This window comes from Spirosoma foliorum, assembly GCF_014117325.1.
GTDB lineage: Bacteria > Bacteroidota > Bacteroidia > Cytophagales > Spirosomataceae > Spirosoma > Spirosoma foliorum.
Genome location: NZ_CP059732.1, coordinates 6,550,271 through 6,564,935, shown reverse-complemented (window position 1 = coordinate 6,564,935; position 14,665 = coordinate 6,550,271). Strand labels below are relative to the sequence as shown.

Annotated in this window: 16 protein-coding genes; 7 read left to right on the top strand and 9 right to left on the bottom strand. The window is 45.1% G+C overall.

What is annotated here, in order from left to right:
* The first annotated feature begins 3 nt into the window (after nt 1–3).
* From H3H32_RS27660 to H3H32_RS27645, 4 genes are all read left to right on the top strand, one after another.
* On the top strand, nt 4–477 hold the full coding sequence (locus H3H32_RS27660; RefSeq protein WP_182458975.1) for a JAB domain-containing protein: 474 nt from the start codon (nt 4–6) through the stop codon (nt 475–477).
* A 250-nt stretch (nt 478–727) separates the two neighbouring features.
* Nucleotides 728–1,672, top strand: coding sequence for an ArdC family protein (locus H3H32_RS27655; protein ID WP_182458974.1), 945 nt, complete (start codon nt 728–730; stop codon nt 1,670–1,672).
* 284 nt (nt 1,673–1,956) lie between these two features.
* Nucleotides 1,957–2,187, top strand: coding sequence for a hypothetical protein (locus H3H32_RS27650; RefSeq protein ID WP_182458973.1), 231 nt, complete (start codon nt 1,957–1,959; stop codon nt 2,185–2,187).
* A gap of 149 nt (nt 2,188–2,336) precedes the next feature.
* Nucleotides 2,337–4,502, top strand: coding sequence for a glycogen debranching protein (locus H3H32_RS27645; RefSeq protein WP_220472566.1), 2,166 nt, complete (start codon nt 2,337–2,339; stop codon nt 4,500–4,502).
* Nucleotides 4,503–4,527: 25 nt separating this feature from the next.
* On the opposite strand, the gene H3H32_RS27640 is transcribed toward H3H32_RS27645, so the two are convergent.
* The 4 genes from H3H32_RS27640 to H3H32_RS27625 all read right to left on the bottom strand — a co-directional run bounded on the left by H3H32_RS27640 (nt 4,528) and on the right by H3H32_RS27625 (nt 10,125).
* Nucleotides 4,528–4,923, bottom strand: a complete 396-nt coding sequence (locus H3H32_RS27640) for a hypothetical protein (RefSeq protein WP_182458972.1) — start codon at nt 4,921–4,923, stop codon at nt 4,528–4,530.
* Nucleotides 4,907–7,642 (bottom strand): MobF family relaxase, encoded by a 2,736-nt coding sequence (mobF, locus tag H3H32_RS27635; RefSeq protein ID WP_182464497.1) that lies wholly within the window; start codon nt 7,640–7,642, stop codon nt 4,907–4,909. Before mobF ends, H3H32_RS27640 begins: the two co-directional genes overlap by 17 nt.
* Before the next feature lie 178 nt (nt 7,643–7,820).
* The gene (locus H3H32_RS27630) at nt 7,821–8,585 is read right to left on the bottom strand and encodes a hypothetical protein (protein WP_182458971.1); all 765 of its coding nucleotides are present in this window, start codon (nt 8,583–8,585) and stop codon (nt 7,821–7,823) included.
* Nucleotides 8,586–8,718: 133 nt separating this feature from the next.
* Nucleotides 8,719–10,125, bottom strand: a complete 1,407-nt coding sequence (locus H3H32_RS27625; protein WP_182458970.1) for a type IV secretory system conjugative DNA transfer family protein — start codon at nt 10,123–10,125, stop codon at nt 8,719–8,721.
* A gap of 29 nt (nt 10,126–10,154) precedes the next feature.
* On the opposite strand from H3H32_RS27625, the gene H3H32_RS27620 reads away from it, so the two are divergent.
* Nucleotides 10,155–10,298 carry a hypothetical protein gene (locus H3H32_RS27620; RefSeq protein WP_182458969.1) on the top strand — a complete coding sequence of 48 codons (144 nt, stop codon included), beginning with the start codon at nt 10,155–10,157 and terminating at the stop codon, nt 10,296–10,298.
* 274 nt (nt 10,299–10,572) lie between these two features.
* On the opposite strand, the gene H3H32_RS27615 is transcribed toward H3H32_RS27620, so the two are convergent.
* From H3H32_RS27615 to H3H32_RS27610, 3 genes are all read right to left on the bottom strand, one after another.
* Nucleotides 10,573–10,710, bottom strand: a complete 138-nt coding sequence (locus tag H3H32_RS27615; RefSeq protein ID WP_182458968.1) for a hypothetical protein — start codon at nt 10,708–10,710, stop codon at nt 10,573–10,575.
* On the bottom strand, nt 10,707–10,841 hold the full coding sequence (locus H3H32_RS37925) for a hypothetical protein (RefSeq protein WP_256432920.1): 135 nt from the start codon (nt 10,839–10,841) through the stop codon (nt 10,707–10,709). The genes H3H32_RS27615 and H3H32_RS37925 overlap by 4 nt, the downstream gene beginning before the upstream one ends.
* A gap of 64 nt (nt 10,842–10,905) precedes the next feature.
* Nucleotides 10,906–11,091, bottom strand: coding sequence for a hypothetical protein (locus tag H3H32_RS27610; protein WP_182458967.1), 186 nt, complete (start codon nt 11,089–11,091; stop codon nt 10,906–10,908).
* Nucleotides 11,092–11,355: 264 nt separating this feature from the next.
* Between H3H32_RS27610 and H3H32_RS27605 the strand changes: the two genes are divergently transcribed.
* Nucleotides 11,356–11,592, top strand: coding sequence for a hypothetical protein (locus tag H3H32_RS27605; protein WP_182458966.1), 237 nt, complete (start codon nt 11,356–11,358; stop codon nt 11,590–11,592).
* Between the two features lie 90 nt (nt 11,593–11,682).
* Nucleotides 11,683–12,747: a hypothetical protein gene (locus H3H32_RS27600; protein WP_182458965.1), complete on the top strand. Its 1,065-nt coding sequence runs from the start codon at nt 11,683–11,685 to the stop codon at nt 12,745–12,747.
* 124 nt (nt 12,748–12,871) lie between these two features.
* Here the strand turns inward: H3H32_RS27600 and H3H32_RS27595 are convergent, their stop codons facing one another.
* Both H3H32_RS27595 and H3H32_RS27590 read right to left on the bottom strand, forming a co-directional pair.
* The gene (locus H3H32_RS27595; RefSeq protein ID WP_374191856.1) at nt 12,872–13,438 is read right to left on the bottom strand and encodes a tyrosine-type recombinase/integrase; all 567 of its coding nucleotides are present in this window, start codon (nt 13,436–13,438) and stop codon (nt 12,872–12,874) included.
* Complete coding sequence (locus tag H3H32_RS27590) at nt 13,422–14,621, bottom strand: site-specific integrase (protein WP_182458963.1); 1,200 nt, start codon at nt 14,619–14,621, stop codon at nt 13,422–13,424. Before H3H32_RS27590 ends, H3H32_RS27595 begins: the two co-directional genes overlap by 17 nt.
* Nucleotides 14,622–14,665 lie beyond the last annotated feature (44 nt).

The window sequence follows — 14,665 nt, the reverse complement described above, 5'->3', positions numbered from 1 at the left end:
TACATGGATCAACACACGCTGCAATCCCTCTTCAGGGTCAATGAAGTGGAAATCATCTACCGCAATAAAATTCCGTATCAGGATCGCATTCAGATTAAAAAGTCGGCAACGGCGTATGAAATCCTGCTCCATGCGTGGGATGAAAATCGCATGGAACTGATCGAACAGTTTAAAATTCTGCTGCTCGATCAGAAAAATAACTGTCTTGGCATTTCGGATATTTCGACGGGCGGCATGAATGCGTGTCTAGCCGATCCTAAAGTTATTTTTGCGACGGCCTTAAAAGGCAAGGCGACCAGTATCATTCTGGCACATAACCACCCGAGTGGTAATTTACAGCCTAGCGATAGTGATAAGGCGCTGACCCGTAAGCTTAAAGAGGGTGGCAAACTGCTTGATATTGCCGTCCTCGATCATTTGATCATCACGCCACAGAACTACATCTCGTTTGCAGATGAGGGTCTGATGCCGGGTTGATGATAATGGGTAACCGATGAATTCCCTATAGGACGATAGTTTTGCCAATTCGTCACAGCGGTTCTCCACAGATAAGGTTTCAGGACGGAGATGTACCCGACATCGCTCATTCCACCAACAGGAATTTTCGCCCCGCGTGGATTCGCCTGCGCTGTGCGCATTCCCCGCCCAGCCAAAATTCATATTGGTTCATTCGGCTCAACTGCCGGGCTGTTTCATCCCCGTAACCCTGACTTGTGGAGAACAGCTAATGACCATTACCAAAAAATCTATTTCAACCCATACCAGAAAGGAACCTCTTTTGACCCATTCAACCGCAACGCAAAAGGATATCTACGCTCGTGTAACCGATAAAATTCTGTCCGATCTGGAAAACGGGAATCTCACCTGGCGGAAACCCTGGAACGCCGATTATCTGGCCAGCCAGGTCACACGCCCGCTCCGCTGGAACGGTGTTCCCTATGGCGGCATCAACATCCTGATGCTCTGGGGAACGGCTGTCGAGCAGGACTATACATCGCCCTACTGGATGACCTTTAAACAGGCCATTGAATTGAAAGCTTCTGTACGTAAGGGAGAGAAAGGCACCCAGATCGTTTATGCCGACAAAATTGTCAAGGAAGAGGAAAACGCCAAAGGCGAAACAGTCATCAATCAAATCCCGTTTCTCAAACCCTATACCGTTTTCAATGCCGCGCAGATTGATGGATTAGGGGAGAGTTTTTACAAAACGCCTGAACCCCTAATTGCCAATCCGCAGCATCGCATACAGCAGTTGGAAACGTTCTTCGCCCAGACCAAGGCGGAGATTTATACCGGGCGCGAAGCAAGTTATATACAGAGTAGAGATCGCATTCAGATGCCCCCGTTTGAAAGCTTTGACCGCGTGACAGGCTATTACGCCGTTCTGGCCCATGAGCTGACCCACTGGACGAAACACCCCACCCGCCTGAACCGTGATCTAGGTCGTAAACACTACGGTGACGAAGGCTACGCCAAAGAAGAATTAGTCGCCGAACTCGGAGCCTGCTTTCTGGCTGCTGACCTGGGCTTTGAGCCGATGCCGGAAGCGCATCATTCGGCCTATCTTCAATCCTGGCTCCAGGTGCTCAAAGATGACAAACGCTTTATTGTCTCAGCCGCATCCCAGGCCCAGAAAGCCGTTGAGTATATCCACACCTTACAACACCCTTGAGGAGGCACCACATGCATAAAGCGGTTAATTGGCCATGGATCATTTGGTGGGTTTCATCAGAACCTGCTTTCCTGTCCTGGTTGATTGGTGATGGCAGCGTAGGTCAAGCGCTGGTGCTAACACTGATCCCTCTTTTTTGACCAGTCAAAAAAGCTCTGACGACTTCGGTCAAAAATAGACGCTACGCCGATTGGCTGCGCATCGATTTTTGCCCTTCGGGGAGCTGGCCCCCTCGCTTGACCTAAGGCCGCTCCCATCATCAACCAAACAGAAAAGGAGATTTGATGATGACTACCCACACCGAAACCACTTCCAAACTACCAACCCATACGATCTATGTGGTCGAAACCAAGGAGGGCAATGCCAAGTCCGACTGGCTCACCGTGGGCGCTGCTTGGGAACACACTGACGGAGGAGGCTTAAACCTGTCCATCAATACGCTGGGCATCTCTTACCTGAAGGATAAAGGCCAGGACGCGACTTTAGTCGTCCGGCGTAACAAATCACAGGCCTAATTAACCGAAGCCGGGTAGAATGCTACCCGGCTTTTTTCGTTCGTTTAAGCAAATGGTTTTATTCTAACCCATTTGCAAAACGTTCAGATGACCGCAGCTAAACGATGTTAAGTGCTTTGGCAAGCCTTGTTGTAGAACCATTAAAGATCGTGTATTTAGTAGGGGAAAATACGGGAAATTTCCCGGAGCAATTTGATTTCCAATCCGTTATCTTCGCCGGAAACACCCTGTTTCACCTGAATACGTCTGCGAGCAATATGGAAGATAACTGGTTTGATATAGACGGAATTGCTGTTCCGCTAGGCGTTACCTATGATAGCCTTCAACAGTCCTATAACTTTGCTCTTTATTCAAACCACGCTGCCAAAGTAACGCTTTTGTTATATGGAGCCAATCAAGTACAGGTGCCTGATAGGGTTATCCAACTGGACCCCTTACGAAATAAATCACAACGGGTTTGGCACTGTCGTTTACTAGAGACGGATATACCGACCATTGTGTACTATGCTTTCCAGGTAGAGGGAGCTTTAGCAGCAAATGCCGCCGATCAAGACCCTTATTTTCACGCCTTTAACCCCAATAAGATCTTGCTTGATCCCTATGCCAAGGGGATTTATTTTCCGCCTACGTTTAGCCGACAGGCGGCCTTAGGCAAGGGTTCAAATGCTGGACAGGCGGCTTTAAGTTGTTTGCGCTCGGTCAAAGAGGTGGCTAAGCCGTTTGACTGGCAGGGAGATCAACCCATTCGGCATACAACGGATCTCATCATCTATGAAATGCACGTGCGTGGTTTTACCCATCGTTCCAACTCAGCCGTGTCCCTCTCAAACAGGGGCACGTATACGGGTATCATTGATAAGATACCCTACCTGGTAGATCTTGGTATTACAGCGGTTGAACTGATGCCGGTCTTTCAATTTGAGCCCTCAGAAAACAGTAATGCTAATTTCTGGGGATATAATCCGCTAGGTTTTTTTGCTCCTCACCAGTTCTATTCGGTGGGTCTGGCGCCAGAGTCGTCAATTATGGAGTTCAAAACAATGGTCAGAGAACTCCATAAAGCCGGTATTGAGGTTATTCTGGATGTTGTCTTTAATCATAGTGCTGAAGGGGATATTCAAGGGCCAACCTATCATTTTAAAGGGATCGACAATAGCACGTATTATTTATTAAATACCGATCCAAGAACGCCCGCCAATCCCTATGTTAATTTTACCGGTGTCGGTAATACGCTACGAACCAATCATCCTGCAACGCAACGTTTTATCGTTGATGCCTTACGGTTCTGGGTAAAGGAAATGCATGTCGATGGCTTTCGGTTTGATTTAGCACCCATTTTTGCCCGCTTTGATGATAATGCAGACCACTCAGCCGAAACGCCCATTTTTGCCTTGTTTGCATCCGATCCTGTATTAGCGAATGTCCGGCTCATTGCGGAACCATGGGATGCCACTGGCAAGAGTGCTGGCTATTTATTAGGCAAAAATTATCCAGGTCTCTCGTGGCGTCAGTGGAACGATAAATTTAGAAATGATATCCGTCGCTATATTAAAAGTGATGCAGGGTTAGTGGGCGCTGCCATGTTACGCTTATATGGTAGTAATGATGTCTTTCCTGATGATACTTATAACGCGTATCACCCCTATCAAAGCATCAATCATATTAACTGCCATGATGGCTTTAATCTATATGATTTAGTGGCCTATAGCGATAACAACACGAGTTGGAATTGCGGATTTGAAGGGGATGTCAATGTCCCTGTAGAAGTCATGCAACTGCGAGAACGCCAGGCAAAAAACTTTTTTACGCTCCTGATGCTGGCGAATGGAACGCCAATGTTTGTAGCAGGAGACGAATTTTTAAATACCCAGGGTGGTAATGGGAATCCTTATAATCAAGATAACGAAACAACATGGCTTGACTGGGATCGCCTGACTCAATTCAATGGGTTTCATGGGTTTGTCAAAAAGGCAATCAAATTTAGAAAAGAGCAAACGGGCTTGGGAAGAGGCCGTTTCTGGCAAGACGATGTTACATGGTATGGAGCTAATCAACGTAACCCCGATTTTGGCGCGAGTGCGCGGAGTTTCGCTTATTCGTTAAAATTATCCCCGAACCGGGCCTTGTATGTCATGATTAATGCATACTGGGAGGCTCAACAATTTTCGATACAGGAAGCGGGCCCCTGGAGTCGGATCATTAATACGTATCTGGCCGCTGGCGACGATTTTGTTGATGAGGGCGTTGATCCTGTTAATGCCACGTACCTAGTGGGTGCGCGGTCTGTTATTGTATGCCTTAAAGACATAGGTTAATTTTTTAGCAAGAAACAGAATCGCATTAAGCCTCTTTTTGCTCAACAGTGATTTCAATGACCACTGCCTCTTTTGCGTCGTCTTTCAATACGTAACGTGGATCAATCGCGACAATCAATCGTGGCAGATGATCTAGTAACGCCATAAAAAGCGCATCCAGGGAAAACCCCTGTAAGAGAACCGTGTGGGATGAAAAACTAAGCTTAATGCTGTTTTTATCGCTGTCAGGCTCAAATTCCCCCGCCAGTAGATAGGCATAGTTTAAAAACATTCGCCGACCATCGGGCCAAATGAAGCACAGATTACGGGTATGACCCGATGTCTGATAGAATTCCTGATCGACAGGTTTCAATCCGGCCTCTGGATCGGTCGGATTGCTGTCGCGCATCTGATCAAAGCGTAACTTAAAGCCCTGGTTCATAATCGCGGTCTCTGCTTCTTGCTGGTTTGACGACCTCCTTTGGTTTTCCCTTATTGACCGGTGTCCGGTTTAAATCGGCTCGAATGCGTTGCTGCACCATATCCAGCGTCTGATTTTTTCGCTTCACCAGTTCAGACGCCGATTGCCGGTCACCAAGGCGTGATGCATGATCCAGCAACTGTTCCTTGTCATCGGTATAAATCCGCGCCCGGTCACGACCGCGCGATACAGACACATAGAATTGTTTAGCGTCCGTTGCGGGAAAGGTGGCCGCTGGCTGTGAAATGAACACCTCATCAACCGTTTTACCCTGGGAGGCATGAGAGGTAACGCAATACGCATGAGCCAGATGGCCGTACTCCTTACTTAATTTATAATCCGCTTTGCTAACGCTGTTTCGCAAATGCAACTCACCCGCTTTATTGACTGATATGACTTCCAGAATCTGGCCATTATTCAACCGGTTCTTTTCGGCATCAAAGCCATTGCGGGTAATCCTGATGGAATCCCCTTTGGCCAGCGCGAGATCGTCTTTTCGATACAGATCATAATCGCCAGACTTGCCGGTTGGTAAGGGCAGGGAGTGTCCTTCTTCATTTTTGATGATCACCCCTTTATCCGTGCTGGTGTCAACAGTCCACACGCTACCGCGTTTAATGCCGGGTCTGTTTTGGTTAAACTGAATAATCTGTCCGGGACGAAAATTGCGCCAGTCACTTTTCTGCGCTTCGGTCATGTTCAAATTTGTGAGCCGGGTGGCTGATATTTCTTTTTTACCAAGCAGCCCACTCGCTTTCATTTTGTCGCGAATGGCTTCTGTTACGGCTTCGGCCTGCTGATGAGTCGGCGAGACGATTAAAGCTGATTTTCCCTTGCGGAGTGTAGCAACATAATCCTTCACCAAGGCTTCATTCGGCTTCAATGGGTCAACGCTCTGAATTGAGCCCATACTATCCAGCCTGGCGAATGCCTGACGGACATCACCCCTGGATAAATCCTCCACAGCCGTCCGATATCCGGCATCTCGCTGACGGTAAATCTTGCTGACTTCCGCTGTTTGAATGCCTCCAACGGTATTCAATATACGTAAAGCGTCACCACGTACCACACTGGCATGTTGCCGCGTGTCACCGCCCAGAATAAGCCGGGCATTTTTCTCCTGGGCCAAACCAAGGAGAGCAGTCATATCCTGATTTGACAGCAACCCGGCTTCGTCAACCCAGATGACCTGACCTATTAAAGCCTGCTGCATCTTTTCGTCAGACAGTAACCTGGCTACCGTTTCAGCATGCTCAAATCCTTCTTCTCGCAAGACACCACGCGACGCCTGCGAGGTCGGTGCCACAACGGTTACAGTTTTACCGGCCTTCTTCATCCAGGCGGTAGCCTCGCTCATCAGCGTCGTCTTGCCGCTACCCGCTGCACCGCGAATAATGGACACGCGGTGGGTCGTGGTCAGCACGTGCCGTATCGCATCAGCCTGTTGACCATCCAGCTTTACTTCAGGAGCCTTTGTATATAGGGGTTTAAGCTTACCCTGACCTGCCTGGGCTAGTTTCACCATCCGTTGTTCTTCCTGCAACACCTGTCTGGTTGTACAGAGTATCCGACCTTTCTCTTCAACATGGATCAGTCGCTCGTCTGACTTAAATCTGTCGGTAATGCTGTCCAGTTTAACCGACGCATCGCCGATACTGTGCCGATAGGCCGAAGCCAGCAGGCGACGATCCTGTAACACAGAGGCCCGTTCAAAACCATGCTCTAAAGCGTGTTCGACACAGCGCTCAGATGTAAGCGTTGTTTTCTCTTTCGCTGGGGCGAAGCGAATAATCTGTTTCCCGTCGTCTTTATCGCCTGTATCTAAATCCAGAATCTGTTTGCGCCACTCGGCTTGCAGTTCGGCCATCGTGTGGCCTTTCTGTTTTCTAGAGCGGGTCCGCGCCCCGAGCGCATCCAGTTCTTTCGCGTCGGTAATGCCTTTGTCCTTGGCAATGCGACCGATTTCATCCGTCCGTTTTGAAAACAGATCAATCACAGCTTGCGGGACACCCTCAACCTCAAACGATTTGTCCGTCCGCCTGATCTGATAGCCCAGTTCAATAAGCTTGTCTGAAAGCCGCTTGTGAAACCGGGCATGGTAATACGGAATATCAGAGAAGACATCGCGCACCCGCGCGGATTTGATCTCCTGTTCTTTTTCATCCCAGGTGGCGTTAAATATGAAACAATGGGCATGTAAATGTGGGTCGGGTAAATGACCATCAACCGGTCGGGCGGTTTGATGGATAAATTCGCTGTACAGCAATTCACCCGTCTGCCGTTCATCCTGTAGCCCGTCCTTGCGCACACGGGTTTTGACATCCTGTTCCATATCCAGCATGGTCAGGCGTACACTCTCGCGAAACGCATCCAGAATATGATCGTCGTTCGAAAGACTATGCAGAATGCTGACGGACTTGGGGACATGGAAATTACAGTCCCAACCGGTGACACGATTGTCTTTTGTTCGGGGTGTCAGGTTCTCCCCGGTGGTGGGGTTGATGTTTTCACAGAGGGCGAAAAAGACATCTTTTGTCACTGGGCCGACGAGACCTAACCGTTCAGCCAGTTTGCCGCGCATCTGTCCCTGAAGTTCCTGATCATTCAAATAGTAATCAGCCTTCGACAGCGCATCGGAAAAATACGCTTTGGCATGGGCGGCTGAGGTTGATGGAATCATTCGGATCATGGCTCCAGCAGCTTACACCTCTACCCTGCCACCACGCGCCGGTTTCCCATTTCGTTAGGGTTGATGCATCACGAATAAAGGTCACCGGCAACGTGGAGCAGTGCAGGGGGGATTACATGACGGGTTAATCATTTACGATCAGACATATGCCCTAAGCACAGCTTAGGACTTAAAAAGCCTCGACCATTTCCTCCTTTTGCATGACCAGATCGGCAATACGTTGTCGGGAGTCCGGGTCAACAGGTCGGCGACCATAAAAATTGAAACCACGTGTTTCACTGGAATCGCGACCTTCAACCAAGGATTTGGTCAGCTCCTCGTTGCATATCATCTCATCTATTTTATCCATGATAAACTGGTCTCCCTGATAGTAGGCTGCTCGGTAACTCAGGGCGTAAAAGACACTACACACGGTTAATAGAGCCCCAAGTGGCTGTTGCAATGCCCACAGGAGAGAGCCAATTAAAAAGAAGAAGCCGGGTTCAAGCCTGGTCTCAATACCACGGATAGTGAAGTGGTTACCTCTGAAAGTATAGCTCAGAAAACGTGGATGGATGGTTCCGGTCGATTTACTAAATCGGGCAAAATCGAAAACGGAGGGCAGACGTCGAATTTCGTTTCGACGCAGAACGCTCATATACCAGAACCCGGCCAGATATACATACCAGGTGAGAAACATCCCGATAAATGGCATCAATGTAGAGCCGCCATGCCGACGACCAAGAGCATCAATAAAAAACAGGGGCAGGAACGCAAGGATGATTAAAAGCATCACTGCGCCTGAAAAAGAAAAATAACGCTCGCCAAAATTCTTACGGATAAAGACTTCCAGCAGTAAACGTGGCCAGGAGAAGAAAGCCAGAAAGAAACTTAAAAAGAGTTCTTTAATCGTGTTCGTCCGCTTGAAAACTGTGCGGTAATACATGTTTTTCATGGCAATTAATTAGTTTAAGTAAAACGGAAATTATTAGGGATGATAATTCTGATTGAAGGTCATCTTGACGAAATTCTTGCCGTTCATAATGCTGTCGCCCTGACGGTGCATGTAGCCCTCTACGCGAAAATTATTAAGAGGCCCCCCCCGTTTTTAAATTCACGAAGCCTTCCGGGCGTACAACTCGTTCAAGTTTTAGAGAGCGCCCTCGCGTTTGTGAAAAATTCTGAGACACCGTCATACTCTCGTTTTCATCCACAAAGTAGGCGTCACCAATCAGTTCTGAAGCATATTTGTTTGTTTCAGCGTCGGCATTGGCATGAAACAGCTTTGTAGCCAGCGTACCTAAAAATGCTTTGACCCGGTATTCACTTCTCTGCCCGCCCATTGACGCGTAATAATTGGGCAGGTTTTGACTAATGTAGACCGTACAGACACGGCTGCTACGGGCCGTAGCCTGAAACTCCGCGTCCTTCTCGTGTAAAAAAGTCTGTGCTTCGTCGGCCCAGAGAAAAACTGGACGACCATTGGTGCGAACATCCCGTTTTTCCATTGATTTTTGCCAGACGTATTTAAACAATATTTGACAATTCTGCCCCACTTTTTGATAGGACTTCACCGGTAGATTGATCAGGATGATCTTTCCTTCCAAGCTATCTTCCGGCGTAAACGTGGAATGATTTCGACTAAACAATGAATAAACCGGTTCACGTACCAACGGAGCCAGGAAAGCAGAAAATGAAAAATCGATGATGCTTCTCGTTTTGTCAGAAAGCGGTATGAAATTGTCGAAGAAAAACTGGTCCAGATGTTTCAGCAACCTGGCATCTGGAATGGCTTCCAATACTTCAGATTCAAACACATCATCAACACTCAACTGCTCCCGTTCTTTTTGTGAAAGAGTAAGAATCCAGCTATCAATTTGAGAGGTTACATAGCCACGTGCTGACTCGAACGCCTGTGTAAATGCCTTAGGTTTGGCAACTTCTAGATGTAACGCTTCTTCGCTCTTGGGAATAGTCTGGACAATATCGAATAGCCGCATCACTGTTACATGACCATAAGCCAGTTTACACAAATCAATAATGCTTGCCATGAGCATATCGAGCGCTGATTGCCAGAATGGATCGTCATTCCTTCCTCCGCCTTGTTCTTGGCCCGCGTTAATAACCGTCTTTAAAACATCAACTATATTATCTGTAAGAGATGCCTCGCCAGAGGTCTGAGAAGCCTCATACTCCAGAAAATTAAAACAGTGCTGACCTTTTTCTTCCAGAATAATCAAATCATTTTCACGTCCGGTTAGACGGCAATACTCTATCCAGTCTTCCTTCTCTGTTTTTTTTGCAGTCAGCACTAAACCGCCAAAACCATTTGCCAAATATTTCAGAGCCAACATATGACCACTTCCTGATGTTTTACCTGACCCGATCCCTCCGAAAATTCCCACGCCTTCGCATGCATGCCTTATAGTCCAGCCACTTTTCTCTGAGTCAGACGCCAGCCCGATTAGAGTGGTGTCCAAATTATAGTTGTCCATATTTCTTAAATGATTTGTTGTTACTGTTCATGCAGGAAATTAGATTTCAATCAGCAAACGGGTGGCCAGCCTGTTTGCTGATTGAAATCACCGGCAGAGCCGGGGCCGAAGATTTGTATCTCCGGTCAGGAGCGATTAATCAACCGGATGATATTTTCCGCTACTCCAATTGATCTCATATGTCCGATTATTGTGGCTGACCACCGTTGGTGTGCCTGCGGACGATTCTAAAACGGACACGGTAATCTCTCTACCGTTGTGGTCCGTGACTTTTGTACTGTACATATATTTGTTGTTTATAAGATGTCAGAAATTTCAATAATTGGGCCTTTCTGACTTTGGCCCATCCAGTCTGCGCAGATGAATATTTGAGCGGACTCTATCTGTCCGTGCTTGATGTCAGTACATAGCCCGGCTACCAGGAATTATAGCCGGGCTATGTAGGAGCTATTCAGGTAGATAAAGCCCCATTGGGCTTAATCGCAATATGAGTCCGCTTGAAAAACGGATACGGAATGGTAGGTCGCCATACCATGTAATGACCTCCGCTTCAGCAGGCAGGTTGTTCGGAGTTGTTCGGTTCATAATTCTAGATTGGTTAAATGGGTGTCACTATCGTTTTCCGGTACAACCGGATTGCCTTTGCCAGGTTTGTTAATTAATCGGCCTTCGGCAGGTGGATTCCATGCTATGGCCGGTCCTATGAGGGTTTCCATCGTGGTTTGGTTAATTTTTCAAGATTGCCTAGAACAGCGTTGAATTAGTATGATTTCTGAACGTTTATCCGAGAGCGTAGAAATATCCGCCATACCCCCTTTGGTACAGCCTTCCATCAACGGAAGCCAGAAATGGAACCCTTTTTGCAGGCCAGCCCCAAGTTTCTTCTTCGTCAAATACTCCTGATCCCCAGTCTATGACCTGCGCCCAAGCTTTACTTCCATTGAAAAACCTTATTTCTACTTCCATGTCGATTATATAGTAGGTGCTTGTAAATGTTTGCAAATAGACAAGCTCAGATTGTCCACAGGAAGGATATTCTGAAATTTTCTATAAATTCATCTTGCAATTTTTAAAGTCATCAATCTCTATTGACATTTATATCTTTTCATATTATCATAACATGATGTTTTTTTTTTGATTTATCAGTTAGGTGGTGTGATGAGTGATAGTCCGAAGAATGGAAGCCATATGCCCTTGCATTTACACGAGCTACAAGCGTGGGAACAGGGTATGGAACCTATAGAATTATCAAGCCATTTCCCTTCAACCGTAAAGAAAGAAGTAAGGGCATATATGCTGGCGCAACAGCATTTTATAGAAGCTTTAAGTGAAATACTTGATGATAAAGAGAATTGTGGAAACTCCACACATGAAGATATGTACAATAAAATATTAGGCTATTGTGCTAATCGTAGCGCGTTAGCAGCAAAGTGGCATTTTCTGCACCGAAATCCCGGACTACATTAATTATTCTAATTTTATTATATTGCCTTAAACAACAAAATAAATCATTTCCAAATGGGGACTACTTCGTCTATTTTCGTAAATCCGTACTTAATGGCCTATTTGAAAAAAGTATGGTTAATATATTGGTATGGACAAGGGACTTTAAACCTTTCAGAAGAGGATTATTATAAAATTGAAAGTCTTAGTGGAATTAAATTCGAGTATTTAAAAAAAGTATTACGAGCAGATAATATCCTATCTTCGTATAAACCAATTACACTTAACAACCTGTGCAAAGCAATAAGCTCTGTTGTGAGAAATTTTCCTGACAACTGGCAGTATTTAGCAGATCAACAAATTTTAAATAACGTTTACGAAGAATGTGGGCGATTAGAGAAAAAAGTTAAAAGAAAAACTAATTTAATAAAATACGACGATAACCTTGTATCCCGAATACATGATGCCGCACTAATCCATGCTAGCCGTTTTTATTACCTCAGTTCAACAGATACCGTTTTTGAAGCAGAAGTAATAGATGATTACCTCTTTCCTGTAATTCAAATGGCTACGGAAGGTGATGTTTATAAAATAGACAACACTATTATTCCAAGTAATCCTTTTCTTTCTAGAGTCACTTCTGGAAGAAACAATATTGATTATAATATATTACCTTTTTGGCAAAAAAACCCTAATACCATTTATGTTATTCATGATGAGCAGGGCCAAATTTGTGCAAATTTGAATATCCTTCCATTAAAAAGAGATTGCTATCAAAAAATCCGTGACGGTATCATCTCGGAAAATGAAATTCAGCCTCAAGATTTATATTCGCCTAAAGAACGGGATTTGGCTCAATATATATATATTGAAGATTTTTTTTGTTCGCGACCAAATTACGTAAGTTTATTTTTGAACTTTTTAAGTTTAATATTTGATAGGGTTACGAATTCAAAGAAAGAAGATATAGTCATTGGTGCAATAGGAGGAACTGAAAAAGGGCAGAAATTAATGAAGCGGCTAAAATTCGAATTAGTAACTAAAGGAGTCAATAGTTCAGATGAACACGATTTTTATGAATTAGATTATAAGAAACTTCCTGAGGCTTACAGAAATTTAAATCTACTGACTCAACATGTAGAAAATATTAAAATAGAAGCCAGCGCTTCTATGGAATAAAATGTCCTTGTTAGCCAACTGTCTTGAGATCAACGTATGTCGGTAAAATGTTTGCAAGAGTTTTATTTTCATACAGATTGCCGAGCTATAACGAGCGATGTGTAATAATTTTTATTTATTGTAATCACTCCATTTGTAAAACAGCATGTAAAGCATCATCAGCATTCTTGTTGATAAAATTGCTCCGGTAGCCAATAGTCATAGTAATATTGGAATGGCGATAGAGCTTTTGAAGCATCTGGATTGGAGTTCTCTCGCCAGATATGCTGCCAAATGTGTGTCGTGAAATATGCATCTTCAAAGGCTTTGTAAGGCCCGCACGCGTTGCGATCTTCGCCAGAGCAGTATTTAGCCTTTTTATCGCATGAGCAATCTTGCGCTGCACATTATATGTGTCTGAGAGATCATCCAGTACCTTAAGCTCTGGAAATATCGGATCATGCTTTCGTTTATCAGTCTTATATTGATCAATAAGTCCTAAAGCCTTGGTCGGTACTTTTAGTAATCCTGCTTTCAAATTCTTGCTCATTGTGCAATTAAGCCTGTCGTTTTGAAAGTCGGAGTATTTCATGCGCAGAATATCCGATATGCATACGCCTGCAAAATAGAAGGAGAACAACCAGATATTCCATGTATGATTTAGATCGGTCAAAAATTCTCGGCCTTGTCTCACTCTAACCAATAACCGCATCAAGTGCTTCATCAGCATCCTTATGAATGAAATGCCCTTGGTAGCCAATAGTTGTTGTAATTGATGTATGCCGGTAGAGTTTTTGTAAAAGTTGGATCGGTATTTTATCTCCAGAGAGGTTACCAAATGTATGGCGGGCGATGTGCATGGTCAACGGCTTTTTGATGCCTAATATCTTTGCAATATCCTTTAAATGCTCGTTACAGCTCTTCACTCGTGTCTTGATTCTGATCTGCACCTCATAGGATTTCGTTATGTCAGGTAAACTGGCAAGGTCGTGGAACACAAGATCGTGTGAATTATCATGGGGGTATTGTTCCAGAATCTTTTTGGCCTTGTTAGATAACTTTATTGAACCTCCTTTCTGGTTCTTTCCCATCGAATAGTAAAGACGGTCGTTCTGAAAGTCTGACCACTTAAGGCGTAAGACATCGGACACGCGCATGCCTGCGAAATAAAATGAAATGAGAAAAAGATTACGTGCGTGATTTTCTCCTTCTGAGAGTTCCGCATTCTCAAGCTGCTTCACTTCCTCTGCGGATAAACCAATTTTTAGGCTGTCCGGGAACTTGATGATGATCTTGCCCTTTCCAAAAGGGTAATATTTATGATCAACAATTCCAGCCGCTATTCCCTGGTTAAAAATCGTGCGGATGACGATCAGGTGATTGACAATCGTTCTGTCGGTAATATTACGTGTGCTTTTCAAATGAGCCATAAACTTCTTGAGCAGTCCAGGATTGATCTCCTTAAAACTTATATCAGCAACGCCAAGAAACTCTTTGAAGCGATTAATACGGGGCAGGTCGGTCGAAAGCCTATTGGACTTGCCCGTTTTTCGCAGATGATCAATATAAATGTTTGCCTGATTAAAAAACGTCTTTTCCTTAGCTGTTTTCACCGCTGATCGCATGGCCTCGACCGAAGTGTCGGCATTATCCGTTTCTCGTTCCAGCAATTTTTCATTATACTCAGCCACAGCTTTGGCCAGCATGTTATTGAAGCGCGTCGCGTTTGGATACGACTTTTTGACGCGTTGTGATTTCTCATCCCAATCTGACGGAAGAACGGAGTGACCCAGATAGGTATAAAAGGTTTTCCGGTTGTTCGTGTATCGGATGACGAGGGGATATGTTCCGTCAGCTTTGATATTTTTGCGCAGTACAATATTGATGGAGGCCATATTGTTGAAGAATAAGAGGACAACAATAGGACAACAAATGGCAA

Bases quoted from the DNA above. Each gene is read 5' to 3' on its own strand.
- H3H32_RS27600 (WP_182458965.1), top strand. From the start codon at position 11,683: ATGGCCTATTTGAAAAAAGTATGGTTAATATATTGGTATGGACAAGGG.
- H3H32_RS27640 (WP_182458972.1), bottom strand. From the start codon at position 4,923: ATGAACCAGGGCTTTAAGTTACGCTTTGATCAGATGCGCGACAGCAAT.
- H3H32_RS27620 (WP_182458969.1), top strand. From the start codon at position 10,155: ATGCAGGAAATTAGATTTCAATCAGCAAACGGGTGGCCAGCCTGTTTG.
- H3H32_RS27655 (WP_182458974.1), top strand. From the start codon at position 728: ATGACCATTACCAAAAAATCTATTTCAACCCATACCAGAAAGGAACCT.
- H3H32_RS27605 (WP_182458966.1), top strand. From the start codon at position 11,356: ATGGAACCTATAGAATTATCAAGCCATTTCCCTTCAACCGTAAAGAAA.
- H3H32_RS27595 (WP_374191856.1), bottom strand. From the start codon at position 13,438: ATGCGGTTATTGGTTAGAGTGAGACAAGGCCGAGAATTTTTGACCGAT.
- H3H32_RS37925 (WP_256432920.1), bottom strand. From the start codon at position 10,841: ATGGAAACCCTCATAGGACCGGCCATAGCATGGAATCCACCTGCCGAA.
- H3H32_RS27610 (WP_182458967.1), bottom strand. From the start codon at position 11,091: ATGGAAGTAGAAATAAGGTTTTTCAATGGAAGTAAAGCTTGGGCGCAG.
- H3H32_RS27630 (WP_182458971.1), bottom strand. From the start codon at position 8,585: ATGAAAAACATGTATTACCGCACAGTTTTCAAGCGGACGAACACGATT.
- H3H32_RS27615 (WP_182458968.1), bottom strand. From the start codon at position 10,710: ATGAACCGAACAACTCCGAACAACCTGCCTGCTGAAGCGGAGGTCATT.
- H3H32_RS27660 (WP_182458975.1), top strand. From the start codon at position 4: ATGGATCAACACACGCTGCAATCCCTCTTCAGGGTCAATGAAGTGGAA.
- H3H32_RS27590 (WP_182458963.1), bottom strand. From the start codon at position 14,621: ATGGCCTCCATCAATATTGTACTGCGCAAAAATATCAAAGCTGACGGA.
- H3H32_RS27650 (WP_182458973.1), top strand. From the start codon at position 1,957: ATGATGACTACCCACACCGAAACCACTTCCAAACTACCAACCCATACG.
- H3H32_RS27625 (WP_182458970.1), bottom strand. From the start codon at position 10,125: ATGGACAACTATAATTTGGACACCACTCTAATCGGGCTGGCGTCTGAC.
- mobF (WP_182464497.1), bottom strand. From the start codon at position 7,642: ATGATTCCATCAACCTCAGCCGCCCATGCCAAAGCGTATTTTTCCGAT.